The following is a 20,917-nucleotide window of genomic DNA, read 5'->3' on the forward strand; positions in this document are numbered from 1 at the left end:
TACTGTTGTTCGTGTATTCGTGTATTCGAAATTTAATATTTGGTTTTTACATATTTCTTATAACCTGATAATAATTTTCTTGTTTTTTCAAGGATTTCAAATACTTCATGAACTGTTTTATCATCTATGTATTTTAGATTTTTTGCTATTATAATTTGAGTATCTAATTCAGCCGCTGAACCAATCGCATATCCTATAAACTGATGTAACTCTTTCCAACTATTTCGACCACTCCCTTCTGCTATGTTTGAGGGTATTGAGACTGCAGATCTTCTCATCTGATTAACCAGTCCGTAGTGTTCAGATTTAGGAAAAGCTTCTGTTAGCTTATATACCAGTGTAACTAGATCAATTGAAACTTTCCAAACATCTAATTCTTTATGATTCATAATACTTCGTTTATTCGTTTATTCGTGTATTCGAGTAATTGTGTATTAGTCTATTGGTGTGTTGGTGCAATAGCCAACAAGTATATACAGAACACTCAACTTCACAAATATACGGCTGGAAATATAAATCAAATCTTTCTGCTATCCGACTATTCGAATACACGATTATACCATTATACGACTATTCGAACTCCCCCAACACCTCCACATATTGCTTTCCGATTTTATCCCAGGTAAAATGAGTGCTCCAGGCTTTAGCCTGTTTAGCATATTGACTTTTGTTAGTAATGATTTTATTGACTGCCGTGAAAATTTGAGTGACATCATGAGGATTAACCAGAAGTCCAGAATACTCCTGCCTAATCGCATCTTCAATGCCACAGTTGATGCTGCCGATGGCTGGTAAACCTACTGAATTGGCTTCCAGAATTGCAATCCCAAAACCTTCCACATCGCCAGTGGAGGTTTGCTCACTGAGCATCATAAAGACATCGGATTGTTGCAGCAGTTGAAATTTCTCTTTTTCTGTCACTCGGCCGTGAAATTGCACATACTCTTCAACGTTTAAGCTTTTAGCCAACTCCATCAACTGCTTTTGATTGGTCGGAATGCCGACACAATGGTAAATCAGTTTTGGATAAGCCTTTAAAAGTTGAGGCAGAGCTTTAATGACATTATGTTGCCCTTTACGCTGGGTCAGATTGCCGACGGTGATAAGCTGTATAGCCTCTGAATGTTGAATAGATAAATCCTCAACTTCAAATTTCGGTTTGTCAAATCCGTTAGGAATCACACTGGTGGATGTTAAACCTAAATCTTCAATCAATTTTAATGTGAATCGAGACACAGAAATCACATGATCCAAGCGTTTTAAAGACCAATCAGTTAATTTTTTGGCTAACGGATTGGATAACTGAACTTCGCTACCATGAATGATCGCCACTATAGGCTTTAAAGAGAACAAGGATAAAACTCCACCCACCCACAACGGAAATTTACCAGAGACTAACATCAGGTCGTTTGACTTCAGCAACTTAAAACTGGTCAATAAACGTTGGATGTAAGTAATCACTATGGTTGACTTACGTTTGACCCGAACCACTGAAAACTTTTGCTTGCTATCAAACTCACGTTCTTCTCCTCCATCTTCAGAGCGCTGATCGGCTACCACACTCACCTCATAAAACTCAGATAAATAGTTCGCCAGCTGATGGGCATGATTGCCAATTCCCCCTGGTTGGGGTGGAAGTTCGGAAGTGAGGAAGAGGATTTTCATTTCGTGTATTCGTGTATTCGTGTATTCGTGTATTCGTGTATTCGTGTATTCGTGTATTCGTGTATTCGTGTATTCGAAATTTAATATTTCGTTTTTACATATTTCTTATAACCTGATAATAATTTTCTTGTTTTTTCAAGGATTTCAAATACTTCATGAACTGTTTTATCATCTATGTATTTTAGATTTTTTGCTATTATAATTTGAGTATCTAATTCAGCCGCTGAACCAATCGCATATCCTATAAACTGATGTAACTCTTTCCAACTATTTCGACCACTCCCTTCTGTCTAACCTGTGAAATACGATTTGAGTCTATTTTTCAAGAACATTTTACCATAATGTGTTTTAAAGTACTTCTCTCTTCTCAATGCATCATTTTGACATAAACAAGCTTCAAAATAAATCATCTTAAATGGTCTTCTATTTTTTGTAGATTCTACGTAACCTTTATTATGTTGCTCAAATCGTAAATTCAAATCCTGAGTGTAACCCGCATAATTTTTGCCGTCGGTTTCACTTTGAAGAATGTAAACGTAATAAAAATCTTTCATTAAGCTTTGCATTTATTTCACAGGTCAAGTGTTTGAGGGTATTGAAACAGCAGACCTTCTCATCTGATTAACCAGTCCGTAGTGTTCAGATTTAGGAAAAGCTTCTGTTAGCTTATACACAAGAGGAACTAAATCTATAGATACTTTCCAAACATCTAATCCTTTATGATTCATAGTATTTCGTTTATTCATTTATTCGTGTATTCGTATATTAGTCAACAAGCATATACAGAACAATCAACTTCACAAATATACGGCTGGAAATATAAATCAAATCTTACTGCTATCCGACTATTCGAATACACGACTATACCATTATACGACTAAACGACTATTCGATTCTCCAAATCCATCGGCCTTACAAACTCAATGTCTTGACCAGAAGCTGTCAACTGTTCCAAGAAGTTTTTAAAATTCGCCAGGCTCTCTTTTTTGCTAGGGAAATCCAACATTAAAGGGTGGGCGCTGATGGTGTAGGTTGGATGATTGGTGTTCAGAATATGATCTACGATATAAGAATCAAAACCCGTATAGTGATTTTCCAGGACTGTAATTCCTTTATAACTGATCACTCGCCCAGTGGGGTTGCGCTTAACTCTAAATAGCTTTTGAACTATGGTTTTAAACGTCACCCTTACCCAGGTATATTGGTTCTTTTTCAACAATTTAATAATCGACTCATTATCTGCAGCCTTAAAAAAAGGATACACACCGCGATCTCCCCAACTAAAAGCGCCACGCCTTAGCCAGGACATAGGACGATTATGCGGAGGCACAAAGCCTGTTACTTTTTGTTGATTTCCAATCGCTTTTTCCAGCACTAACTGACTTCTTTTTAAACTCTTATCTACCTGATTCCACTGAAAAATCGAGGACCATTCGTGTCGCCAGGAATGCGAAGCGATTTCATGTCCCCGTTCGTGAATTTCTTTGATAAGATTCGGAAAGGTATAAGGCTCTATCCCTTCTTCTGCTGAAAATCCAGTAATCGCAAAACAGCATTTGATAGCATAGTCATCCAATATATCCAGAACAAGTCTCACTTGATCCTGCTCCCGTTTGAGATTTTGAAAATTATAATTGTAAGGATAAGATGCATTGATAAGTCCAATGGCTCCATCAAAATCCCAGATTAATATGATCTTTTTCATCAACTAAATATTTTCATCAGAATCTTGAAATGTATAATAAAAATACCTGTCATTAATTAAATCTGCCAAAGCCTTATCTTCAGTATAATAGATAATCGACGTTTTTGTAGAATATTCTATAGTGGTCAGCTTACTTCCTAACTTACTGGAATTAATATTATTCTGAAATCTGATGCGGTCTATTTTTTTTGGAATTAGGTTTAAAATAAAATTTATGATCGAATAAAAATGCGATGCTTCTTCCAGTTCTAAATCGGTGATAAAATAGATACTGCCATGGTAGTAGCCAGAGAAGAACGTCCTGGTATTTGATAGATTATATAAGCGCACACCTGGATAATAATCCTTAAATCTCTGAAACCGCCATTCTTTAAAACGATCATTTACATAGATTCTTAAATCATTATCAGATTTCATTCGAAATAGCTCATGATGATTTTCCTTTACAATATCGAGTTCTTTAAACTCATTCTGATATTTTTTTTGGCCATATACCGATAAAAATGGATTTTTTACAGATTTTAAAAGCTTATACGGCATTCCTTTCATTTGTAGAGGCACTCCAAGATAGACAGGAATAAACTGCTTTGAGGAACTTTCAAGTTTTTTGTATCCAGCTCTAAGCATTGATTTAGTAGCCGCAGGACTTGGATCACTACCTAAAGTAATTGGCTTTTGGCGATGAGCAGCTTCATAAAGTTGATTTGCTACGCCTTTACCTCTAAAATCAGGGTCTACCATTATATCACAAATCCACTGTGCATCAATTGAACTATTGTCGATTTTTAATGAACAGGGAATTAAACCTACTTGCCCAATAACTTTGTTATGTTCTATAGCTAATTTAAGAGATGTCATCTCTTTTTGAAACTCTCCTCTAAATTTCCAGTAGATATAATCTGGATTTCGCCGTTTTCTCCGCTTGCCAAATAGTTTAGTCGCAAACTCAAAATGCTGCTTTTCATACTTTGGAGAATAGTTGACTATTTCAATCATGGTTGTAATTTATAATACTTTATTTCACGCGTTTATGATTAGTGTGACTTTGTCACTAGTGGTATATTCGTATAATCGTATAATAGTACAATCGCTTTGACGATTACACGACTATTCTACTATACGAATATACGATTGATGATCATAACCTATTTGACACACGACCCATGACTATTTGACTAATGACTACGTTAATTTCTCAATCTTCGCGCCTTCCTTCAGCTTATCACTCGACAAGGACCAGGATTTAAAGACCTGAACCAATACTAAAGGGGAGATCAAAACACTTATCAACACACCCACCACCATCATCAATGAGTTACTCTTATAACGATAAGGCATGATGGAACTGGGTACGGTTTTAAGTAAGGCTAGTCTGGCGGCTTGATTGCCGTGGTATTTTCTAAACAGGTAGACCACACTGGGAATGGGACGGGGATCCAGCCATTTTTTAGGTCGAAATCCATCCCAGCTTCCCATCTGGCGCAAGCCTCCAGAACCGACTTTTAAGTGCAGCCGCTTAGCGTAAGGATTAGAAATGTTTAGATAGCCTGCCAGATAAGCTCGCAGTCCAAACTCACCATCGCCCATACGTTGCTTTTCGAATTGGCGATCAAATAAACCGATGCCTTTAAAAATGCTTTTTTTCAATAAGACATTACCAGTATCCAGCTGACTACTAATCCCGAAATGAGCATAATTAGCAGGTACTTTGGCCCCATGAGTTGAAATCGACACCCCTGAGGACAAATCAGCCTTAAAATAATCTAAGGTTTTAAGGTGTTCAGCGATCCAATCGGCATCCACTCGCGAGTCATCGTCAAAGAGTAAAATGTAATCGCCCTGACTTTTTTTAATAGCTCGATTTCTAGCTAACCAAAGTGCTTTCTCTTCCTGGTACATCAAATTGATCTTAAGTTGGAACTGATCATAAAATTCTTTTTGAAAAGGCTCCGACTGGTCTACCACAATCACTTCAAAGTTGGTATACTTTTGTTGCTCTAAATCCTTCAGCACATCTTTGAGGTAGGAATAACGATTTAAGGTCGGGATGATGACTGACACCAATGGCTTTTGCTGAATCAATTCAGATTGAAAGTTCTTATACTCTGGGTAAGGTATGGGATGTTGATGTTCATCCATACGTTTTACATGTCGTGTCTTAAAATAGGCTGTTACTTCTTTAAACGGATTTTTAAACGAGGCTAGTCGAATGAGTAATACATAAAACACCCAGACTTTATGGAAGTTCTTACGGATAAAACGGTATTCATCGATAATTGGTAACTTCTCAAAGTTTTGATAGGTCTCAGTATCTCCGATATAGCCTTTCTGGATCATCCGCCAGGATTGGTCATAGCTTTGTGCTTGCTCAGACTTATAGCTGTTGTCTTTGTTTACCATTTTCAATAAAGACTCCTCAACAGACTGTACATCAGGAAAGATATATCTGGAATCTTTTCGTTGTAGACGAAAATAGTGGGTGGGTTGAAGGTAAGACAGGAATCGGAAAGGCATCTATATAGTGTAATTTAGTGCGTTTAGTTCTTCTTTAAGAGTTGAATTGAAAAGCTCAATTTCCTTCAGCGTATATTTCTTTGAATAGTCATCCCAACTGACCGTTTTTAGATCCCAGTCTTTGATGATAGTTCTATGACTATCGTAAAACTTAAGTCCTAAATCATTGAATAAATTTTCAAAAAACACTAGTGGCTCCTTGCATAAGTCCTCGTATTTCAGAATCTTCCTATCAAGTAATTGAGCGCCATCAAAGTGTTTCTTATAAAATGCAGCATAAAATTTTATCTTCTCTTCCATACTCAATTTCGCAAATTCCTTTGGTTTATTTTTGTAAAACCACCTCTGCTTCATATATGAACTTATAACGACTCTGGGATCTCTTTCTATCCATAAAACAAGGTAGTCTCGGTCAAATACTTCATCCAAAATTGTTTTTCTTGAATTCCCTGTAAGCTTAGTAACAAAATTCTGCTTCCCGGATATTTGTTTAAGAGACTTGATAAATTTTTTACAATCTTCAACCTTTTCAGGTTCTAAGTTAGCATCTGTGATAAAATGCTGAAAATAATGAGTCCAAAATCCATAAGCTTCTGCTGGCTTAGGGATATGTCTAGCAGACGACCAATCTTTACCAAACCATTGATTTTGGTATATCGTATTTAGAACTCCAAGCCAGGCTTGATTTGGAAACCGATTATGCCAGGAGGATAGCCAAACAAAATCTGGATGATAAGAAAACATTTTATTGAATAAAGTAGTCCCTGATCTTCCAGGACCGTGAATAATAATATTCATAAAATGCTATTTTTAAAAAAATTCCCATTTCTCAAATTATTTTCCCATAATTTTCGATTGGCCTGCATTAAGCTGTATAAACTTTCTTGTGAATGAGCCTCATGAAAGGCTTTAACTTTTTCTGAAACTTTACCTCTATCTTTAAAGTCAACCCAAACACAGTGTTTCTTCCAGTCTATCTTAGTTTCTAAAGGTAGTAAACAATCCGTATTGACAAAAACAGGAATGCGCCCCATGGCCACGATCTCATAAAAGCGAACTGAAAAATTACCGCCGCCTCTAACGCAGATTACATAGTGCGAATCTTTGATGTTATCGTAAAATTCCTGTGTCGTTTTGTGATTATCTTTATGTTTAGTAACCCCTGCCCTATACTTTTCTCTTCTAATAAAATTAGTGGTCACTTCTTTAGAAGCTTCCAATCTATCCAAAAGCTGAGCCCTTAAGAGGGAAGTCGATTGAATTGGTTGAGGAGAAGTTTTCGTTTGTCCAAATTTAAATTTCAACATATAATTAATTCGGATAACATATTCCTTTAAAATTTGTTTCGCACTTGAATTGGCTTGGCCACAAAACCCAACCACAGGTTTATAATCATAGTCAGGCAAATGTAATTCTGAAGTCTTATAGATCTTTTGGAGGGGATCGCTAATAAATACGGGCATTCCTATATGCTGTTTTGACAACTGACTTTTATGTCCAGAGTTGCGAAAAACTAGATAATCTGCTTCTAACTTCAAATCTACTCCAAAATCACCAGACATCCAGGACCACACCCGCTTACCTTTAGCGTTTGCCTCTAAAATATACTGTTTGGCTTTATCAAGTAAATTATATTCTACATAGTAATTCCAGGACATAGTCAATATGCAGATGTCTGCAGCCTTAATATTGGTAACAAATTCAACCTCTGTTTCAGAAACCTGATAAATTTCTTTTCGTTCATGGTCTGTAAAATGATTAGACTTAATGAAAGGTTTTAAGAAAGGAAAAAGTTGTCCACGATGGTTTTTAGTATAATGGCAAGACAAGTAGTGGATATTCATTTTAAACTTTCTAAATCGGTAACTTTATATGTACTATTATTCAATATAGATGCATATTTAGGAAAACCACTTGAATAAAGATATTTATGATCGACAAAATGGTGTATTTCATCACAGGAAGCCAAAAACATGAAATCAAATAAGGTTCGCTCTAATGTGTCTTTAGCCTTATTTTTAGGTTGATTTTTGTAATGAATAAAATTACGTTTCAAAGGGTTAATATTAATAATTTGTGGAAACTGATGAGTTACTCGAGTTAAAAAAATATCACTATCAGAAAAAGCATAGATATTTAACTTTTCTTCTTGCTCTATTTTTCCTAAATACTTAGAAACCTTAACTAGATAATTATTTATAATTTTTTCTTTTTTTAGCTTACTTAAACCTTTTCTTCTATCTAGTTTAAAATCGCCTAAGTGATTCAAAAACCGAAAAACAAATGCTATGTTTTGTGGATTACTTTTTAAAAGTTCATTAACTTTATTTTCCACTATTTTATTGTCCTTAAATATTTCTTTATACGTTGCCCTCCATTCACTTTGTGAATTTAATTCATCAATGTTATAATAAATAAAATTTTTCCCTTTTCTCGTTAACTTTTTGACTATTAGGGCGTTGTTTTTATCGATCAAGTAATGTATTCTATCTTTTAATGGGTTGTACCTTTTATCTGAATCTGAACTTGATAAGTTAGGGTTAAATGGTAATACCTCATTTAATTCGCAAGGGAAATCGTACCATAATTTATATTGAAAATTGTGTTTTTTTGCAAAATGATAAGTGCTTATAATACCTTTTAATCTATCCGTCCAACCACCATGATGCCCCCAACCATTGACACAAAAGATGATTTTATTTTCATCCTTATAATTGTATTTAAGTGAACCAAATCTAGTAAGATGTTTGAATTTTAGCTTTATTAATCGGACTGATTGTAATACCTTTTTTTTATTTTTTTTAATCACTTATTTTTTTGAATTAAAAGTTATTCACTTGATCACAGATTTTTACTAAATCTTGATGTGCTATCAAAGGACTTAACGGCAAACTTAAAACTTCGTCATGTAGCTGCTCAGTCAAAGGAAATAACAACTGATTCCATTCTGAATAGGCTTCTTGTTTATGTGGAGGAATGGGGTAGTGAATAACCGTCTGTATGCCTTTATCACTAAGATACTGTTGAAGCTGATCCCGCTTCTGGCAGCGAATGACGTATAAATGAAACACATGATCTTTAACTTCTGGATCCCATTTAGGTAAATTAATCTTGGGATTTTGGATATGCTGCTGATAATATTGAGCTGTCTCACGACGTTTAGTGATTTCCTGATCTAAATATTTAAGTTTCACATCAAGGATAGCCGCCTGCATTTCGTCCAGACGTGAATTTAAGCCTTGTAATGAATTATGGTATTTTTTCTCACTACCATAATTACCCAATTGCTGAATTAGCAAAGCTAAATCTTTATCATTGGTAGTGACTGCTCCAGCATCACCTAAAGCTCCTAAGTTTTTTCCTGGATAGAAGGAAAAACCAGCTGCCATACCAAAACTACCAGCCTTTTGACCTTCCTTATTTTTTGCTCCATGAGCCTGGGCGGCATCTTCTATCAAAAGTAAATTATGTTCTTTGCAATACTGACTTACATCTTCAGCTAACTGCCCGTATAGATGAACACTTAAAACCGCTTTGGTTTTTGAGGTTATTTTTGATCTGATTCCTTCTAGACTCAAGTTAAAAGTTACAGGATCAGGCTCTACTAGTATTGGTTCAAGCTTATTCTCGGTTAGAGCAAGTATACTGGCGATATACGTATTTGCGGGAACGATGACTTCATCTCCTTCTTGAAGCTTTCCTTGAATGATCAAGGCTCTAAAAATTAAGATTAAAGCATCCAAACCATTAGCAACGCCAATACAATGTTTGGTTCCGCAATACTTAGCGAAATTGTTTTCAAAACTAGAAACAGCACTACCCTTAATATACCAACCTGAATTTAAGACGCTATTCATAGCATCAATTATCTCTACCTGATATTGCTCATTTATAGCTTTCAAATCCAAAAACTTAACCATTATTCTTCAAGTTTTTTGAGTCTATCGTTTTCATAGACAAACTTATTCCCATGCTCATCTTCCAAATTTAAGGAAATCTTTTGTCCTGTTTCTGTGATGTACCCAATATGCCTAGCTGGATTTCCAACCACAAGCTGATAAGGCTTTACATCTTTAGTGACAACAGAACCAGCTCCAATCATAGCATAACTTCCAATATTCAAATTAGGTAGTATTGTGGCATTTGCACCAATAGAAGCGTAGTCATTAATTTTGGTTTTCAAAAATTGATCAGGATAAGCCTTAGATCTTGGTAGCTTATCATTGGTAAAAGTCACATTTGGTCCTATAAATACATTATTTCCCACTCTGGTACCATCCCACAATTGGACTCCAGGCTTTATGGTTACATTATCACCGACCTGTACATCATTTTCTATAAAAACGTTCATATTGATATTGCAGTTGGAACCAATTTTTGCTTCTTTCAAAATAACCACAAACTGCCAGACTGTGGTATTGTTGCCAATATTTGAAGTTTGCACCTCTGCTAAAGAATGAATCATGACTTAGCGTTTAAACTTAAAAAATAATCATAATCTCTTATATAGTCTTCTTGCAGGTAGACCTCTGAAGCTAAACATAATAAAACAGCGCTATGTGAAAATTGAATTGTTCTCCAGTGCATTGGCGGAATGTAAAGGCCTTTTTCTGGAGTGTCCAAAGTGAAAAAAAAATTTTCACCAAATTGATTGACCAGTTCAAAATCAATCGTACCACTTACAGCAAAAATACACTGTTCAAGTTTTTTGTGAGCATGATGTCCTCGCGTCACTTTGTTTGGAGTATAATACGTCCAGTAAACCCGTTTAATATCAAATGGAATATCTTTTTGATACTCAGCTACTGTGATATAACCTAAATCTGAAGATCCTATAGAATTCAATTCTATAAAGCAAGGCTCTTTAAATGGTGTCATTTAGTTTTTTTTATAATTAATTTTAAAAGAATCGAATTAACATTCATAGAACGCATTAAACTTCTCCTTTTGCTGCTCCAAAGTAAACTGATTTTGAACTCTCTTTATCGCGTTTTCTTGAATTTTTCTCTTATCCTCTTCATCAAGTAGTATCACTTCCATAATTTTATCAACTAATAATTCAGGCTGGCTTTTTGGAACGACCCAACCCGTCTCTTGATCTAGCACATTTTCAGACAAACCTTCTGCATCAGAAACAACACATAACTTTCCTAAAGCCTGAGCTTCTAAAACTGAATTACAAAAGCCTTCTTGTATACTATATTGAAGGTATAGATCTGTTTTTATCAATTCCGTTTTTACTTCTTGATGATCTAGTCTTCCTAAAAAAACCACCTCATCTTTTAAGTTTAATTGATGGGCAGCGTAAGCAACACGTTCATAGTCTTTTCCTTCTCCAATGATATAGTATTTAAATTTAATTGACTTCATTTTTAGTAAACTTAAAGCCTCTAAAGTATCTACGAAACCCTTTTTCCAGTGTAAGCGGCCAATAGTAAGAATATAAAGATCTCTCGATTTATTATTAGCATCAATAGCTTCACTACTGAATTGCTCTGTATTTATAGCCGGAGTTATTTTTTTATACGCAGTTTTTGAAGAGAGGCCATGTTTTAGAGCTTTTTTATATAAGTCATCTGAAATGACATGAACTTTATCTATATACTTCCATAACCTATTATAGCAATTAGGTTGTTTTAAAGGATATACTCCTATGTCGTAACCTCTTAAGCTAACCGCTAATTTAGCACCTATGGCTTTAGCCACTAACTCACGCTCTATAGCCATGGTTGCAAACCCAAAATGCAGCCAGTGGGTTTTGATCTTTAATAAGGTAGAGTTGATGTATAGCTTTTCTATAATACGTTTAAGACCAGTACCTTCTATGCGTTCAAGCTTAACGTACCTCAACACCTGTTTCAAATAAGTCAACAGACTTAACAAAATAATCAACATTTGCAGAAGTTGTACCAAAGAGTTTTTGTGAACTTTTGGATGTTGTAGATGCAAACAAGACTCAAATTTTGCATCTGTAGCCGCCGTCACCAAAATCACTTGATGCCCACTTTCTTGAAGCCCCTTGATCTTAGATCGAAAAAAGGTTTCAGAATATCCTGGGGGTTTGGATAAAGCGACTACAATATTCATTTACTAAGCTATTTCTTTAAGAAGAATATTAATTTCATTTATATTATAAGAAGTATCCTTTAATTTCTGTTGAAAAAAACTTCTACTTTCAATATAAGGATGCTTTATTTTGTCAAAATCAAACTCATTGGGTAAAATATAATAATAATTCAGGTTCAACTGATGTGAAATCATAAAATAGGTAGTTACATTCACTAAATTTTGAAGTTCAATTATTTTAGTGTTTGGTTCACAAAAAATCAAATTAGTGAACCCAGCGCCATGTAAACCTGCAATGTAATTAGCATTATTAAATAAATAAGCCTGTTCAGGTATGGAAAAGTCTTCTAAGTAAATAACCTTAAAATTAAAATTCTCAAATACAGAAATTATTTCTTCATCATTTTTAATCTTTCGATTAGTAGTATTTCGCCTTCCAATAAAAATCTTTTCGTAAGTTTTTATCTTATAATTTTGATTGAGAATCCTCTTCTTAAAAAAATTAGCAATGTCAGGAGTAATTAATGGAGCATGTTTAGCCCAGCTGACGTGTTTGAATTTGTAAACATTTTTTAAATATAAAAATCTGTCGTCTATAAATTTAAAGTCAAACTCTTCTTTAAAATTTAGTAGCAGATTTTTAATTTTCAATGAAGTACCCTCAGGTATAAGAATGATACAACTTTCATTTAAGGCTTTTACATAATACAATTGAATTAAACCGTCAAACCATTTGTGAAAATATGCGGAATCAAGATTTGATATAAAAACATATTTTCTGGTTTGATCTAAAGAATAATCAACGTTCTGAACTTTCGATAAGTACGTATATGGCACCTGTGATTTAAATTTCAGAGAACTATTTAATATTTCCAAGTTTGTAGATATTAAGGTTCCGTTGAAGGAGTCTAAAATCACATCTGTGTAATAATAAAATTCAAGTTCTACTTCTTGTACTTCATTAGTAAAATTCATTAGCTTTTGACTTTCCAAGTACTTTAGGTCTAAATCATTTAAAATAAGTTCTGATTTAAAAAGTTTTAAGCTAGATGGTAAGTCATTTATATATTCTACAACATATTTCTTTTGCTGAAAATTTAAAACTCTATAAACTAAAAGTTTGACTTTTTTCTTAATACTTTTACTTATTAGCACATATACTTTTTTAAGTTAATTAAAAATTTACTTTTTTCTTATCTAGTTTACTCCACCAAACACTCAAGGTTAACAACATACTTACAGCATGTGAGTAGTAAACTTGATTTTCGTTTTGAAATTTATGATACGCCTCTTTAACCACCGAGGCATCTAAGAATGTTTTGAAATCTTGGCTGAACAAATAAGACTCCAACTGCTTTTCATTCTCCTTACCTAGAAACTGTAATTCCCAGTTACGCTGAATGTATTTCCTCCCCGTTTTCTCGTTTAAAACTCGCTTAAGTTTATCGGTAATTCGGTAAGGCAAATTATAAGGAGCTTTATTTTTATGAAAATTAGTCAAATTAAATGGCTTCTGATCCTGCCAAGTAATTTTGGCGACTTCATGGCTATTTTGCAAAATGTAGGCAATCTGTAATTTTCGATTGGCCAAATGTTCTTCAGGAATTTGACATATCAACTCACACATACGATCGTCATAATAAGGAAGAGTAATAGTATGGGCGGCTTCAAAAACACTTAAATTAATACTCGACCAACGTGGTACATAATTTAAACATTTAAAGGCTCTTAATTTTGCTGATTTGTTTTCAATATTTATACTCCTCAAACTTTTTAATATCAGATCATCAAGATACGATTCAAAATCACCATCCAGGTCCCAAGACTTCCACATTGAATTTGCTAACAAAAAGCCCCCTTTCTTAATAATATTTTTTTTAATATATACTAGATCGGCATTTTTTTTGTTTTTACCAACTTCATCAAACAGCAAATCTCCTAAATGCCCTAAGCAAAATACGCCACTCATTTTCTCCAATTCATTAAGTATGGCCATTTGTCGAGGATGTGTAAATTCTGAGTAGCACTGATTGATCTCAGCTAGTTCATCAATACATTTCCAAAGATAATTCGGCGGAATTTCAAAGGCTTGAAAATCAAACTCACAAGCTTTAGCAACTTGCTGACTGATCTGATGTTCTTTATAGCCATCTTGAAAAGAGTACGAATACGACGTCACCTGCTTTCCTAATTTATGAAGAGCCACCGCCTGACTCCTGCTATCCAGCCCACCCGACAAAGGTAAAATGGCCTGCTGATCACCAATTTGCTCGTCGACAATTTGCTCAAACAACTCCTCGTATTGTTTTAAAGAGGCATCAAAACTTTGGTTTTGGGGTTTATAATACCACTTAAACCAAGGCTTTGAGCTGAGTAGGTAACCGTCTTCATCAATTTCATTAATAGTACCTGGTCTTAATACTTTTTGATACTTCCAATACGTAGAATCCTCCCAAAAGAATCCCGTGGCTGCAAACACACAAATGGCCTTGTAGTCCAGTTCTTCTGGCTCACCTTTGATCTTGACGAAGGTTTGGCGAATGGGGATGATGGGGGTTTTTATGGTTGGCATATTCGTGTATTGGTTTGATCGTCTATTAGTATATTCGGGTAAGCGTTTCTTTGGTTAAAAGTGTAATAACTAAGTTTAATCTACGTGTATTTATTAATCATTAAAAGAATACGTTTTTTGATTTTTACTATTAAACACCCCTATAATCCCCTCAAGGGGATAGTTGCTTTCAGTTTCCTCCCTTGAGGGAGGATTAAGGTGGGTACATTTATCATATTAAAACTATTATTCGAATTTACTGTTAATTGAATTTAAATCATAATTGAATCTTAACTAAAATGTTCGCATCGCCATCTTTCCCCAGCCCTAAAGGGTGGATGGCTTGATTTCTTGACTAAAATATTCGCTGTCATTACCCAAGCACTAAAGGGTGAATGGCTTTACCTTTACAATATGTTTTCTGATTTTTTCTAATACTTTTTCAATGCCATTATTAACTTCATCATTCGTGAATCTTAAAACTGTAACATCATTAAAATCAATAAACTTATCTCTATCCTTATCCCTAGCTTTTTGGTCAACCGACTGATGATAACCACCATCAATTTCAATACATAGTTTTAACTCGTGGTTATAAAAGTCTAAGATATAGTGGCCAAAAGGATGTTGCCTTCTAAATCGATAGCCTAATGCGTCTTTCTTTCTTAGAAGTTTCCATAATTTAGTTTCTGACTCTGTCGTAGTTTCTCTAAGCAATTTAGCTTTGTCGAATAGATCAGGCTTTGCTCCTTTATGCATGCTTTCATCATGATATAAATTATCCTTCACAATTAAACTTCATTTGGTTTCTTCTTTTCTTTTTTGCACCCGCCTAAGGCGGGTTGGGTAATCAAAAAAGTAATTAGATTAATATCTCTAACCATATATAAGATCGCACACACTAATTACAACTAATGTACTTGACCATTACTCGATTACACGATTATACAACCTTAACATCCCCTCTACCATTTGTCTCTCATTATGTTGCTGCTCAACTTTTTGTCTTGCAGCTACTTTAATAAGTCTTATCTCATCCTCTTCCAACTTACTAAAGCTCAGAACTTGTTCCGCCATAGCTTCTGCATCACGTTTTGGAACAATCCATCCTTCTTCACCATGCGTAGTCAATTCTTCCATCCCCCCACAATCGGTGGAGATGACTGGTGTACCTAAAGCCATAGCTTCTACGGCGACGTTGGCGATGCCTTCTTCCAGACTTGGTAGTAAAAATAAGTCTGAAGCTTTCATCATTTCAAACACTTTGGTTTGAGGCGATTTAGGTGTTAATATTACCTTATCCCTTAACCCCATATCATCGATTAAAAATAACAATTCTTCATCCCCTAAAGCACCTACAATGGTGTACTTAAAATCAATTCCTTTTTGACGTAATATAGAGCAAGCTTTAATCACGTAGTTATAGCCTTTGATCCAATGTGAACGACCCACAGAAATGAGTTGTAAGGTCTCATTTTTGATGACTTCAGACTGAAAATTGAATTCAGCTAAATCTAAGCCTGTATAGACTACCTGGTCAATTTTATTAGGATGCGTATAGAGGTCATCTCCAACTTTTGAAATGGCTTTGGAGACGGAATGAAAGCCATCAAATTCGGGAAGCCACTTATGTAAATATTCGAAACTCTTTTGATTCACAAACGGACGGACATTAGTTTGAAATCCTCTTTGAGATAATATAAATTTAAATTCTTTCTTATTCAAATGCTCTTCAAACAAAGATATGTTAGACACCCATTGCACTTGAATCAGATCAGGCTGAATTTGCTCTAAAGCTGCACTTAAATTTTGTCGCTTAAGTTCTGATTTTTTTTCTTTAGTCAAAAGTCTAATCGCCTTCAGTAAATTTCCATGTTTCAATCCCCACTTTAAACTCGTCCAAGCAAATTTGATTCGACTTTGACTGCTTCCCAGACCTACATAATGAACCCCTTTAAGTTTTTCATTTACCTCTTCGTTAAAGCCTAAGACATAAACTTCCACATCATGATTCACCAAACCTTGAATTAGCCGATTGATAAATGTCGTCGTTTTGAAAGTACCGTCGAAGATGATTAATTTCATTTGTTCTTTAACTGTTTTTCGTTTAACGCTGCTCGTTTAGCGTTTTTTGTTGAGCGATTATTTTTCAAAGTAAGCTATAATTCGTTTTCTGTAAACAGCAAACTGTCAACTGTGAACAGATTTATGAAACTCTTCAATTTGTTTAGTCACTACTTTCCAGTCTAAATCTAAAGCTCTTTGTCTTAGTACAATTGACCTTTTCTCTCTCTGTTTTTTATTTTCCAGCAAGTTAATCACTTCCTGAAACAAAAACTCAGCACTATTTTTAAAACAAGACTGTGTTCCTTCTAAGTAAGCTTCATTTCCACCAACTCTATTGGTTACGATAGGCAGGCCACAAGCCATGGCTTCCAAAATAGAATTACAGGCCGTTGCATCTTGTAAAGGCAAAAACAAAAGCTTGGAGGTTTGGTACAAATGCTTTAGGTCTTCATCTCCTACCCCTGAAAGTTTTATTACATTCTCAGCTTCTTTTACTTTTTTTAAAGCAAAGGGTATCCCCACAACTTTTATTTTCAAACTCTTATCATAATTGTATAACCTAGATACAATTGCATTCAACATCTCAAAATCCCTGAGGTGCTGACCGACAAATAAAATACAGTGTTCTTTTTCTACATCTGGGTCTGGTTTGAAAAACTCTGTATCCACTCCATGAGGTATATAAGCCACCCGGTCTATGTCCAACCAGTCTTTAATAAAGTTCACCTGATTTTCACCCACACAAATTGCCCCATCTAATTTTTTCAAATACTTGGTTTCAGTGATTTGCTCTTTTAAAATAGCTGGCGGTTTATGAAAAGTAGCTATAAACCTAGTGTTGGGATATTTTCTTTTAAACTTCAAATTATAACGAATGTCCCGTTCCGCGTTGAGATAATGCACTAAACACTCCTCTTTTTTTCTTTTCTGGAGGACTTTATACAATTCTACTTCTTTTTTTATGCTTTGACTATTGTAAGTGCCACCTGATTTTGAGGTTTTTTTTGAAATAAACTTTGAAATAGAATAGGGCATAGAGGTACCCATACCATCTATCACTTTTGCATCCACATAATCTAAAAGCTTAGCATAGCCAGAATAAACCGAATGATGTGGTGATCTATGGTGTACAAATAGTTTATACATGAATTTGTTTTAGTAAGGTCTCAAAATAAATTTTTGGCGAGATATTTTCCTCATAATATTGTCTTGCATTTTTAGATAGACGCTTTACCTCAGAAGGATTATCTATCAAATATTGGACTTGACTTTTCAGCTCTTCAGTACTATCAAAATACAACAAATGTACATTATGTTTTAATGCTTTAGGAAATACCACATCTTGTCTTTCTGCAATAATAGCTTTACCCTGAGACAAAAATTCTGATAAGGTCCAACCTACAGAATTGGAAAGACCTCTGGTATAAATACAAATACCACTTTCTTTTGTAATCTCTAAAAATTCTTTTTGAGACCCTTTTATACTAGAAGCACAATCTTTATATTTTAAAGGTAAATTTTCATCATCTTTAATACCTCCTTTAAATTGATTTGGAAACTCCTTTTTAAGTAGTCGCACAAGTTCGGCTCTCTGACTATGAACAGTTCTGGTTTCTATAGTTTTTTCATTTGGAAAAAACCGCTTTTGATAAAAAACACTTTTGAAGTGTTTAGGTGTTTCAAAATTTTCAAAATCTGATAACGTACGAGTAGAAATAAAAGAATTCCAATCTTCTTTTGCATTTTCTATTCCAATTTGGAATCTTCCAAAAAGATTTCTATCCAATTTGAGTGCACTTCTTAATCGATTCCAGTAAAAACAAGATTTCAATTTTCTATAATATTTAATACTGTCCGGCTTTACCATAAATGAAATTCCTAAAGGACATATTTTGGTATTGAACTCTATTTGTATTAAATTAATGTTGTTTTGAACATAAGTCCTCTTAAAATAGTAATCTGATTTATACAAACCTTTTAATGAAAAAAAACTGTAAGAATCATCAAAGTCAAAAACTAGGCAAATAGATTTACCACTTTTTAATTTTAAATTAATAAAAGCTATTTTTTTTGGAATTTGTAAAGTCTCGTATAAACGATTATCCTTCAATTTCACACACCCTCTATTGTCATTTGCTTCTTTTACATAATTTAATTTTACATTATGTTTTAAACAAAACTCTTGAACTGAAGTTATCAAATAACTAACATGTGCAATATCAAAACCTAGTTGAAGTTGCAATGATTCAATTTGATTAGCCATCGAGTCCATCTTCTATACTTTTAGATAAAATAGATGTTGTTACTTCAATACTCCAGTTTTGTTTTACAGATTCCAAAGCATTCTGCTTTAAAGATTGTAAATATTCTTTATCCTTCAATAATTTCAAAATAGTGTCTTCAAATTCATCTTTTTCTAGCAATAGTCCGTTTTTTCCATTCACAATAATTTCATCAGTACCTCCAGATCCTTTAAAACCGACAACAGGACAACCGCAAGCCATCGCTTCTATCATTACCATGCCAAAGGATTCATGATGACTAGGCATTAATAGTAAATCTGAAACTTGATAAAACTCAACCAGCTTTTCCTGCTCTACCGCATCAATAAAACTAATATTGTCTTCCAGTTGTAATGTTTTTATAAGAAAGGACAATTTTTTGTAATAAGATTGATCACTTATAGCTCCAATAAGTTTTAGCTTTACATTTAATCCACTTTTCTTCAAAAAAGCAATTAGATTAATGGAACATTCAATATTTTTTACTTTAGAAATTCTTCCGACTTGTATAAGAGAAAAATAAGCTGAACTATGAGTTGCACTTTTTGCTGGTTTAAACAGGCTGATGTCTACACCTAATGGTAAAACCCTTATATCTAGATTTTTAAATTGATCTTTGAGAAGTAAATTCTTCTTTTGAACTTGCGTATGAACTATTATATGGTGCGCATTTTGATAATAGTTGATTAAATCTTCCGAAACTTTAAAGTGTATGCCACCTAGCATAGGTATATACTTCATTTTTTGTTTATTTATAAGCCTTGCTAGTTTGAAAACATATTCTGAAGCATAGGCTGACATATTGATAATGGTCAACTCAGCAGGATGTTTTTGTTGGTGCTTATAATGCCAAACCGATTCTTGTTGTCGCCATTGATGTCGTTTATTAAACAACGGACGTGTAACAGGCCAGAATTTTTTGGTAAGGTTGTGAATTAATTTTTGATAAGGCAGTACCTTACCAGTAAAGTAATCTATTGAAATATTAATGTTTTGGTTCTTACTTTGAATGTGTTGTAAGGCCAGTTCCTGAGACTTGCTATGGGAATGGTACAAATCTTTCTCTTCCAGACCAATGGCCTGTGCTGTAAACGGATGAAGTAGGGAGATGAATTTCATTGGTTAAATTAAGATTGTTTTAAACTTCTGAGCTTCATTTTTATTCGCTTTTTATAACTTTTAAGTCTTAAACTTAAAATTCTTCCTTTTTCTTTTTGCCAATATCCAAAAAACACATTCTTAAATGCATTAAGCTTTAGTCTGAGCTTAGAAAATGGCTTGTAATGCATTCCAGAATAAGACACATAAAAAGATTTTAGTTTATCAGTGTAGTTAACTTCACTAAACTTCATTGTTCTTTTCCAATTGATAAAGTGTAAGTACATGACCTCTTCATTGGTTTTTGTGTTGATTAGCTTGCCTTTATTCCAGAACCAGCGGTTTAGCTCATATTCCTGATGCGAATCTCCGCCTTTCTCTTGATTACACAAAATCTCGTTCCATTTGATAGTAAAATCGTGTTGTGTGGTCTTCAAGTAATTTGATAGTATATGCTCATCAAACCACATAAATCGTTCTTTTTCAAACAAACTTTGATAGTTAGGAATTTGCTTATAGAGTTGCTTGAGTTCAGCTGTGTTTTTAAAAAGGTTAAAATGACCTGAAATATTTTCCTTTCGGCTGGAGATAATGTCGTACTTGTCTATAATTTCAGGAGTCATAAATTTCCTGATATCTCCCCAAATGATATCCATATCACAAAAGCCCCAAAAGTTATAATTTTTGATCTCCTCCTGAAATATCTCACCATACGCTGGCTTTAAATCGCAGAATTTTCTTGGAGTTAATGGAACATTAGCTTTCACGACTTGGTTGACCTGTTGATTGAGTTCTGGTAAAGTAGTCTTTAAAAATTTTAGGTTTTCAGGGTAGTCTTCTGGTAATTCACAATCGGTTGGGCATAACCAATTAACGGTTGGATTAGCTTTAATAGACACTAGATACGCCTCGAACCAAAGTGGCCATTGTCCAAAGTAAGGAATGATAAGAAGGATGGATTTCATTAAA

General features: G+C 34.2%; 22 protein-coding genes and 1 pseudogene. All 23 read right to left on the reverse strand.

From position 1 onward, the window contains the following. Window positions 1-32: 32 nt before the first annotated feature. The 23 genes and pseudogenes from LB452_RS10850 to LB452_RS10960 all read right to left on the reverse strand — a co-directional run bounded on the left by LB452_RS10850 (window position 33) and on the right by LB452_RS10960 (window position 20,913). Window positions 33-389, reverse strand: coding sequence for a four helix bundle protein (locus LB452_RS10850; RefSeq protein WP_224461757.1), 357 nt, complete (start codon window positions 387-389; stop codon window positions 33-35). 181 nt (window positions 390-570) lie between these two features. Further along, window positions 571-1,665, reverse strand: a complete 1,095-nt coding sequence (locus LB452_RS10855) for a glycosyltransferase family 4 protein (protein ID WP_224461758.1) — start codon at window positions 1,663-1,665, stop codon at window positions 571-573. Between the two features lie 80 nt (window positions 1,666-1,745). After that, window positions 1,746-1,940, reverse strand: a pseudogene (locus tag LB452_RS13640) (four helix bundle protein); the annotation flags it as partial. 15 nt (window positions 1,941-1,955) lie between these two features. Beyond that, window positions 1,956-2,219: a GIY-YIG nuclease family protein gene (locus tag LB452_RS10865; RefSeq protein WP_224461759.1), complete on the reverse strand. Its 264-nt coding sequence runs from the start codon at window positions 2,217-2,219 to the stop codon at window positions 1,956-1,958. A gap of 24 nt (window positions 2,220-2,243) precedes the next feature. Then, window positions 2,244-2,393 (reverse strand): four helix bundle protein, encoded by a 150-nt coding sequence (locus LB452_RS10870; protein WP_224461760.1) that lies wholly within the window; start codon window positions 2,391-2,393, stop codon window positions 2,244-2,246. 149 nt (window positions 2,394-2,542) lie between these two features. Beyond that, entirely contained in the window at window positions 2,543-3,370 is an 828-nt protein-coding gene (locus tag LB452_RS10875) for a polysaccharide deacetylase family protein (protein WP_224461761.1), read from the reverse strand. 3 nt (window positions 3,371-3,373) lie between these two features. Beyond that, the gene (locus tag LB452_RS10880; protein ID WP_224461762.1) at window positions 3,374-4,366 is read right to left on the reverse strand and encodes a GNAT family N-acetyltransferase; all 993 of its coding nucleotides are present in this window, start codon (window positions 4,364-4,366) and stop codon (window positions 3,374-3,376) included. Window positions 4,367-4,552: 186 nt separating this feature from the next. Beyond that, window positions 4,553-5,884, reverse strand: coding sequence for a glycosyltransferase family 2 protein (locus LB452_RS10885; RefSeq protein ID WP_224461763.1), 1,332 nt, complete (start codon window positions 5,882-5,884; stop codon window positions 4,553-4,555). Beyond that, window positions 5,885-6,682, reverse strand: coding sequence for a sulfotransferase (locus LB452_RS10890; RefSeq protein ID WP_224461764.1), 798 nt, complete (start codon window positions 6,680-6,682; stop codon window positions 5,885-5,887). It abuts the gene before it with no gap. Further along, window positions 6,679-7,728, reverse strand: coding sequence for an exostosin domain-containing protein (locus LB452_RS10895; RefSeq protein ID WP_224461765.1), 1,050 nt, complete (start codon window positions 7,726-7,728; stop codon window positions 6,679-6,681). Before LB452_RS10895 ends, LB452_RS10890 begins: the two co-directional genes overlap by 4 nt. Next, window positions 7,725-8,693 carry a hypothetical protein gene (locus LB452_RS10900; protein WP_224461766.1) on the reverse strand — a complete coding sequence of 323 codons (969 nt, stop codon included), beginning with the start codon at window positions 8,691-8,693 and terminating at the stop codon, window positions 7,725-7,727. The genes LB452_RS10895 and LB452_RS10900 overlap by 4 nt, the downstream gene beginning before the upstream one ends. A gap of 13 nt (window positions 8,694-8,706) precedes the next feature. Beyond that, complete coding sequence (locus tag LB452_RS10905; protein WP_224461767.1) at window positions 8,707-9,804, reverse strand: DegT/DnrJ/EryC1/StrS family aminotransferase; 1,098 nt, start codon at window positions 9,802-9,804, stop codon at window positions 8,707-8,709. Further along, window positions 9,804-10,349 (reverse strand): acyltransferase, encoded by a 546-nt coding sequence (locus LB452_RS10910; RefSeq protein WP_224461768.1) that lies wholly within the window; start codon window positions 10,347-10,349, stop codon window positions 9,804-9,806. Before LB452_RS10910 ends, LB452_RS10905 begins: the two co-directional genes overlap by 1 nt. Further along, on the reverse strand, window positions 10,346-10,762 hold the full coding sequence (locus LB452_RS10915) for a sugar 3,4-ketoisomerase (protein ID WP_224461769.1): 417 nt from the start codon (window positions 10,760-10,762) through the stop codon (window positions 10,346-10,348). The genes LB452_RS10910 and LB452_RS10915 overlap by 4 nt, the downstream gene beginning before the upstream one ends. A gap of 36 nt (window positions 10,763-10,798) precedes the next feature. Next, window positions 10,799-11,971 (reverse strand): glycosyltransferase family 4 protein, encoded by a 1,173-nt coding sequence (locus tag LB452_RS10920; RefSeq protein ID WP_224461770.1) that lies wholly within the window; start codon window positions 11,969-11,971, stop codon window positions 10,799-10,801. Window positions 11,972-11,974: 3 nt separating this feature from the next. Further along, window positions 11,975-13,105 (reverse strand): glycosyltransferase family 61 protein, encoded by a 1,131-nt coding sequence (locus LB452_RS10925; RefSeq protein WP_224461771.1) that lies wholly within the window; start codon window positions 13,103-13,105, stop codon window positions 11,975-11,977. Between the two features lie 19 nt (window positions 13,106-13,124). Continuing rightward, complete coding sequence (locus LB452_RS10930; RefSeq protein WP_224461772.1) at window positions 13,125-14,522, reverse strand: asparagine synthase-related protein; 1,398 nt, start codon at window positions 14,520-14,522, stop codon at window positions 13,125-13,127. A gap of 363 nt (window positions 14,523-14,885) precedes the next feature. Further along, window positions 14,886-15,290, reverse strand: a complete 405-nt coding sequence (locus tag LB452_RS10935) for an endonuclease domain-containing protein (protein ID WP_224461773.1) — start codon at window positions 15,288-15,290, stop codon at window positions 14,886-14,888. 138 nt (window positions 15,291-15,428) lie between these two features. Beyond that, entirely contained in the window at window positions 15,429-16,586 is a 1,158-nt protein-coding gene (locus tag LB452_RS10940) for a glycosyltransferase family 4 protein (RefSeq protein WP_224461774.1), read from the reverse strand. A 105-nt stretch (window positions 16,587-16,691) separates the two neighbouring features. Continuing rightward, window positions 16,692-17,714, reverse strand: a complete 1,023-nt coding sequence (locus tag LB452_RS10945; protein ID WP_224461775.1) for a glycosyltransferase family 4 protein — start codon at window positions 17,712-17,714, stop codon at window positions 16,692-16,694. Then, window positions 17,707-18,831, reverse strand: coding sequence for a glycosyltransferase (locus LB452_RS10950; RefSeq protein ID WP_224461776.1), 1,125 nt, complete (start codon window positions 18,829-18,831; stop codon window positions 17,707-17,709). The genes LB452_RS10945 and LB452_RS10950 overlap by 8 nt, the downstream gene beginning before the upstream one ends. Next, complete coding sequence (locus LB452_RS10955) at window positions 18,824-19,969, reverse strand: glycosyltransferase family 4 protein (protein ID WP_224461777.1); 1,146 nt, start codon at window positions 19,967-19,969, stop codon at window positions 18,824-18,826. The genes LB452_RS10950 and LB452_RS10955 overlap by 8 nt, the downstream gene beginning before the upstream one ends. 8 nt (window positions 19,970-19,977) lie before the next feature. Then, the gene (locus LB452_RS10960) at window positions 19,978-20,913 is read right to left on the reverse strand and encodes a DUF6625 family protein (RefSeq protein WP_224461778.1); all 936 of its coding nucleotides are present in this window, start codon (window positions 20,911-20,913) and stop codon (window positions 19,978-19,980) included. Window positions 20,914-20,917 lie beyond the last annotated feature (4 nt).

The organism is Psychroflexus longus (assembly GCF_020164595.1).
Classification (GTDB): domain Bacteria; phylum Bacteroidota; class Bacteroidia; order Flavobacteriales; family Flavobacteriaceae; genus Psychroflexus; species Psychroflexus longus.

Coding starts and splice junctions, on each gene's coding strand:
- LB452_RS10850 (WP_224461757.1), bottom strand. CDS start 389: ATGAATCATAAAGAATTAGATGTTTGGAAAGTTTCAATTGATCTAGTT.
- LB452_RS10855 (WP_224461758.1), bottom strand. CDS start 1,665: ATGAAAATCCTCTTCCTCACTTCCGAACTTCCACCCCAACCAGGGGGA.
- LB452_RS10865 (WP_224461759.1), bottom strand. CDS start 2,219: ATGAAAGATTTTTATTACGTTTACATTCTTCAAAGTGAAACCGACGGC.
- LB452_RS10870 (WP_224461760.1), bottom strand. CDS start 2,393: ATGAATCATAAAGGATTAGATGTTTGGAAAGTATCTATAGATTTAGTT.
- LB452_RS10875 (WP_224461761.1), bottom strand. CDS start 3,370: ATGAAAAAGATCATATTAATCTGGGATTTTGATGGAGCCATTGGACTT.
- LB452_RS10880 (WP_224461762.1), bottom strand. CDS start 4,366: ATGATTGAAATAGTCAACTATTCTCCAAAGTATGAAAAGCAGCATTTT.
- LB452_RS10885 (WP_224461763.1), bottom strand. CDS start 5,884: ATGCCTTTCCGATTCCTGTCTTACCTTCAACCCACCCACTATTTTCGT.
- LB452_RS10890 (WP_224461764.1), bottom strand. CDS start 6,682: ATGAATATTATTATTCACGGTCCTGGAAGATCAGGGACTACTTTATTC.
- LB452_RS10895 (WP_224461765.1), bottom strand. CDS start 7,728: ATGAATATCCACTACTTGTCTTGCCATTATACTAAAAACCATCGTGGA.
- LB452_RS10905 (WP_224461767.1), bottom strand. CDS start 9,804: ATGGTTAAGTTTTTGGATTTGAAAGCTATAAATGAGCAATATCAGGTA.
- LB452_RS10910 (WP_224461768.1), bottom strand. CDS start 10,349: ATGATTCATTCTTTAGCAGAGGTGCAAACTTCAAATATTGGCAACAAT.
- LB452_RS10915 (WP_224461769.1), bottom strand. CDS start 10,762: ATGACACCATTTAAAGAGCCTTGCTTTATAGAATTGAATTCTATAGGA.
- LB452_RS10920 (WP_224461770.1), bottom strand. CDS start 11,971: ATGAATATTGTAGTCGCTTTATCCAAACCCCCAGGATATTCTGAAACC.
- LB452_RS10930 (WP_224461772.1), bottom strand. CDS start 14,522: ATGCCAACCATAAAAACCCCCATCATCCCCATTCGCCAAACCTTCGTC.
- LB452_RS10940 (WP_224461774.1), bottom strand. CDS start 16,586: ATGAAATTAATCATCTTCGACGGTACTTTCAAAACGACGACATTTATC.
- LB452_RS10945 (WP_224461775.1), bottom strand. CDS start 17,714: ATGTATAAACTATTTGTACACCATAGATCACCACATCATTCGGTTTAT.
- LB452_RS10950 (WP_224461776.1), bottom strand. CDS start 18,831: ATGGCTAATCAAATTGAATCATTGCAACTTCAACTAGGTTTTGATATT.
- LB452_RS10955 (WP_224461777.1), bottom strand. CDS start 19,969: ATGAAATTCATCTCCCTACTTCATCCGTTTACAGCACAGGCCATTGGT.
- LB452_RS10960 (WP_224461778.1), bottom strand. CDS start 20,913: ATGAAATCCATCCTTCTTATCATTCCTTACTTTGGACAATGGCCACTT.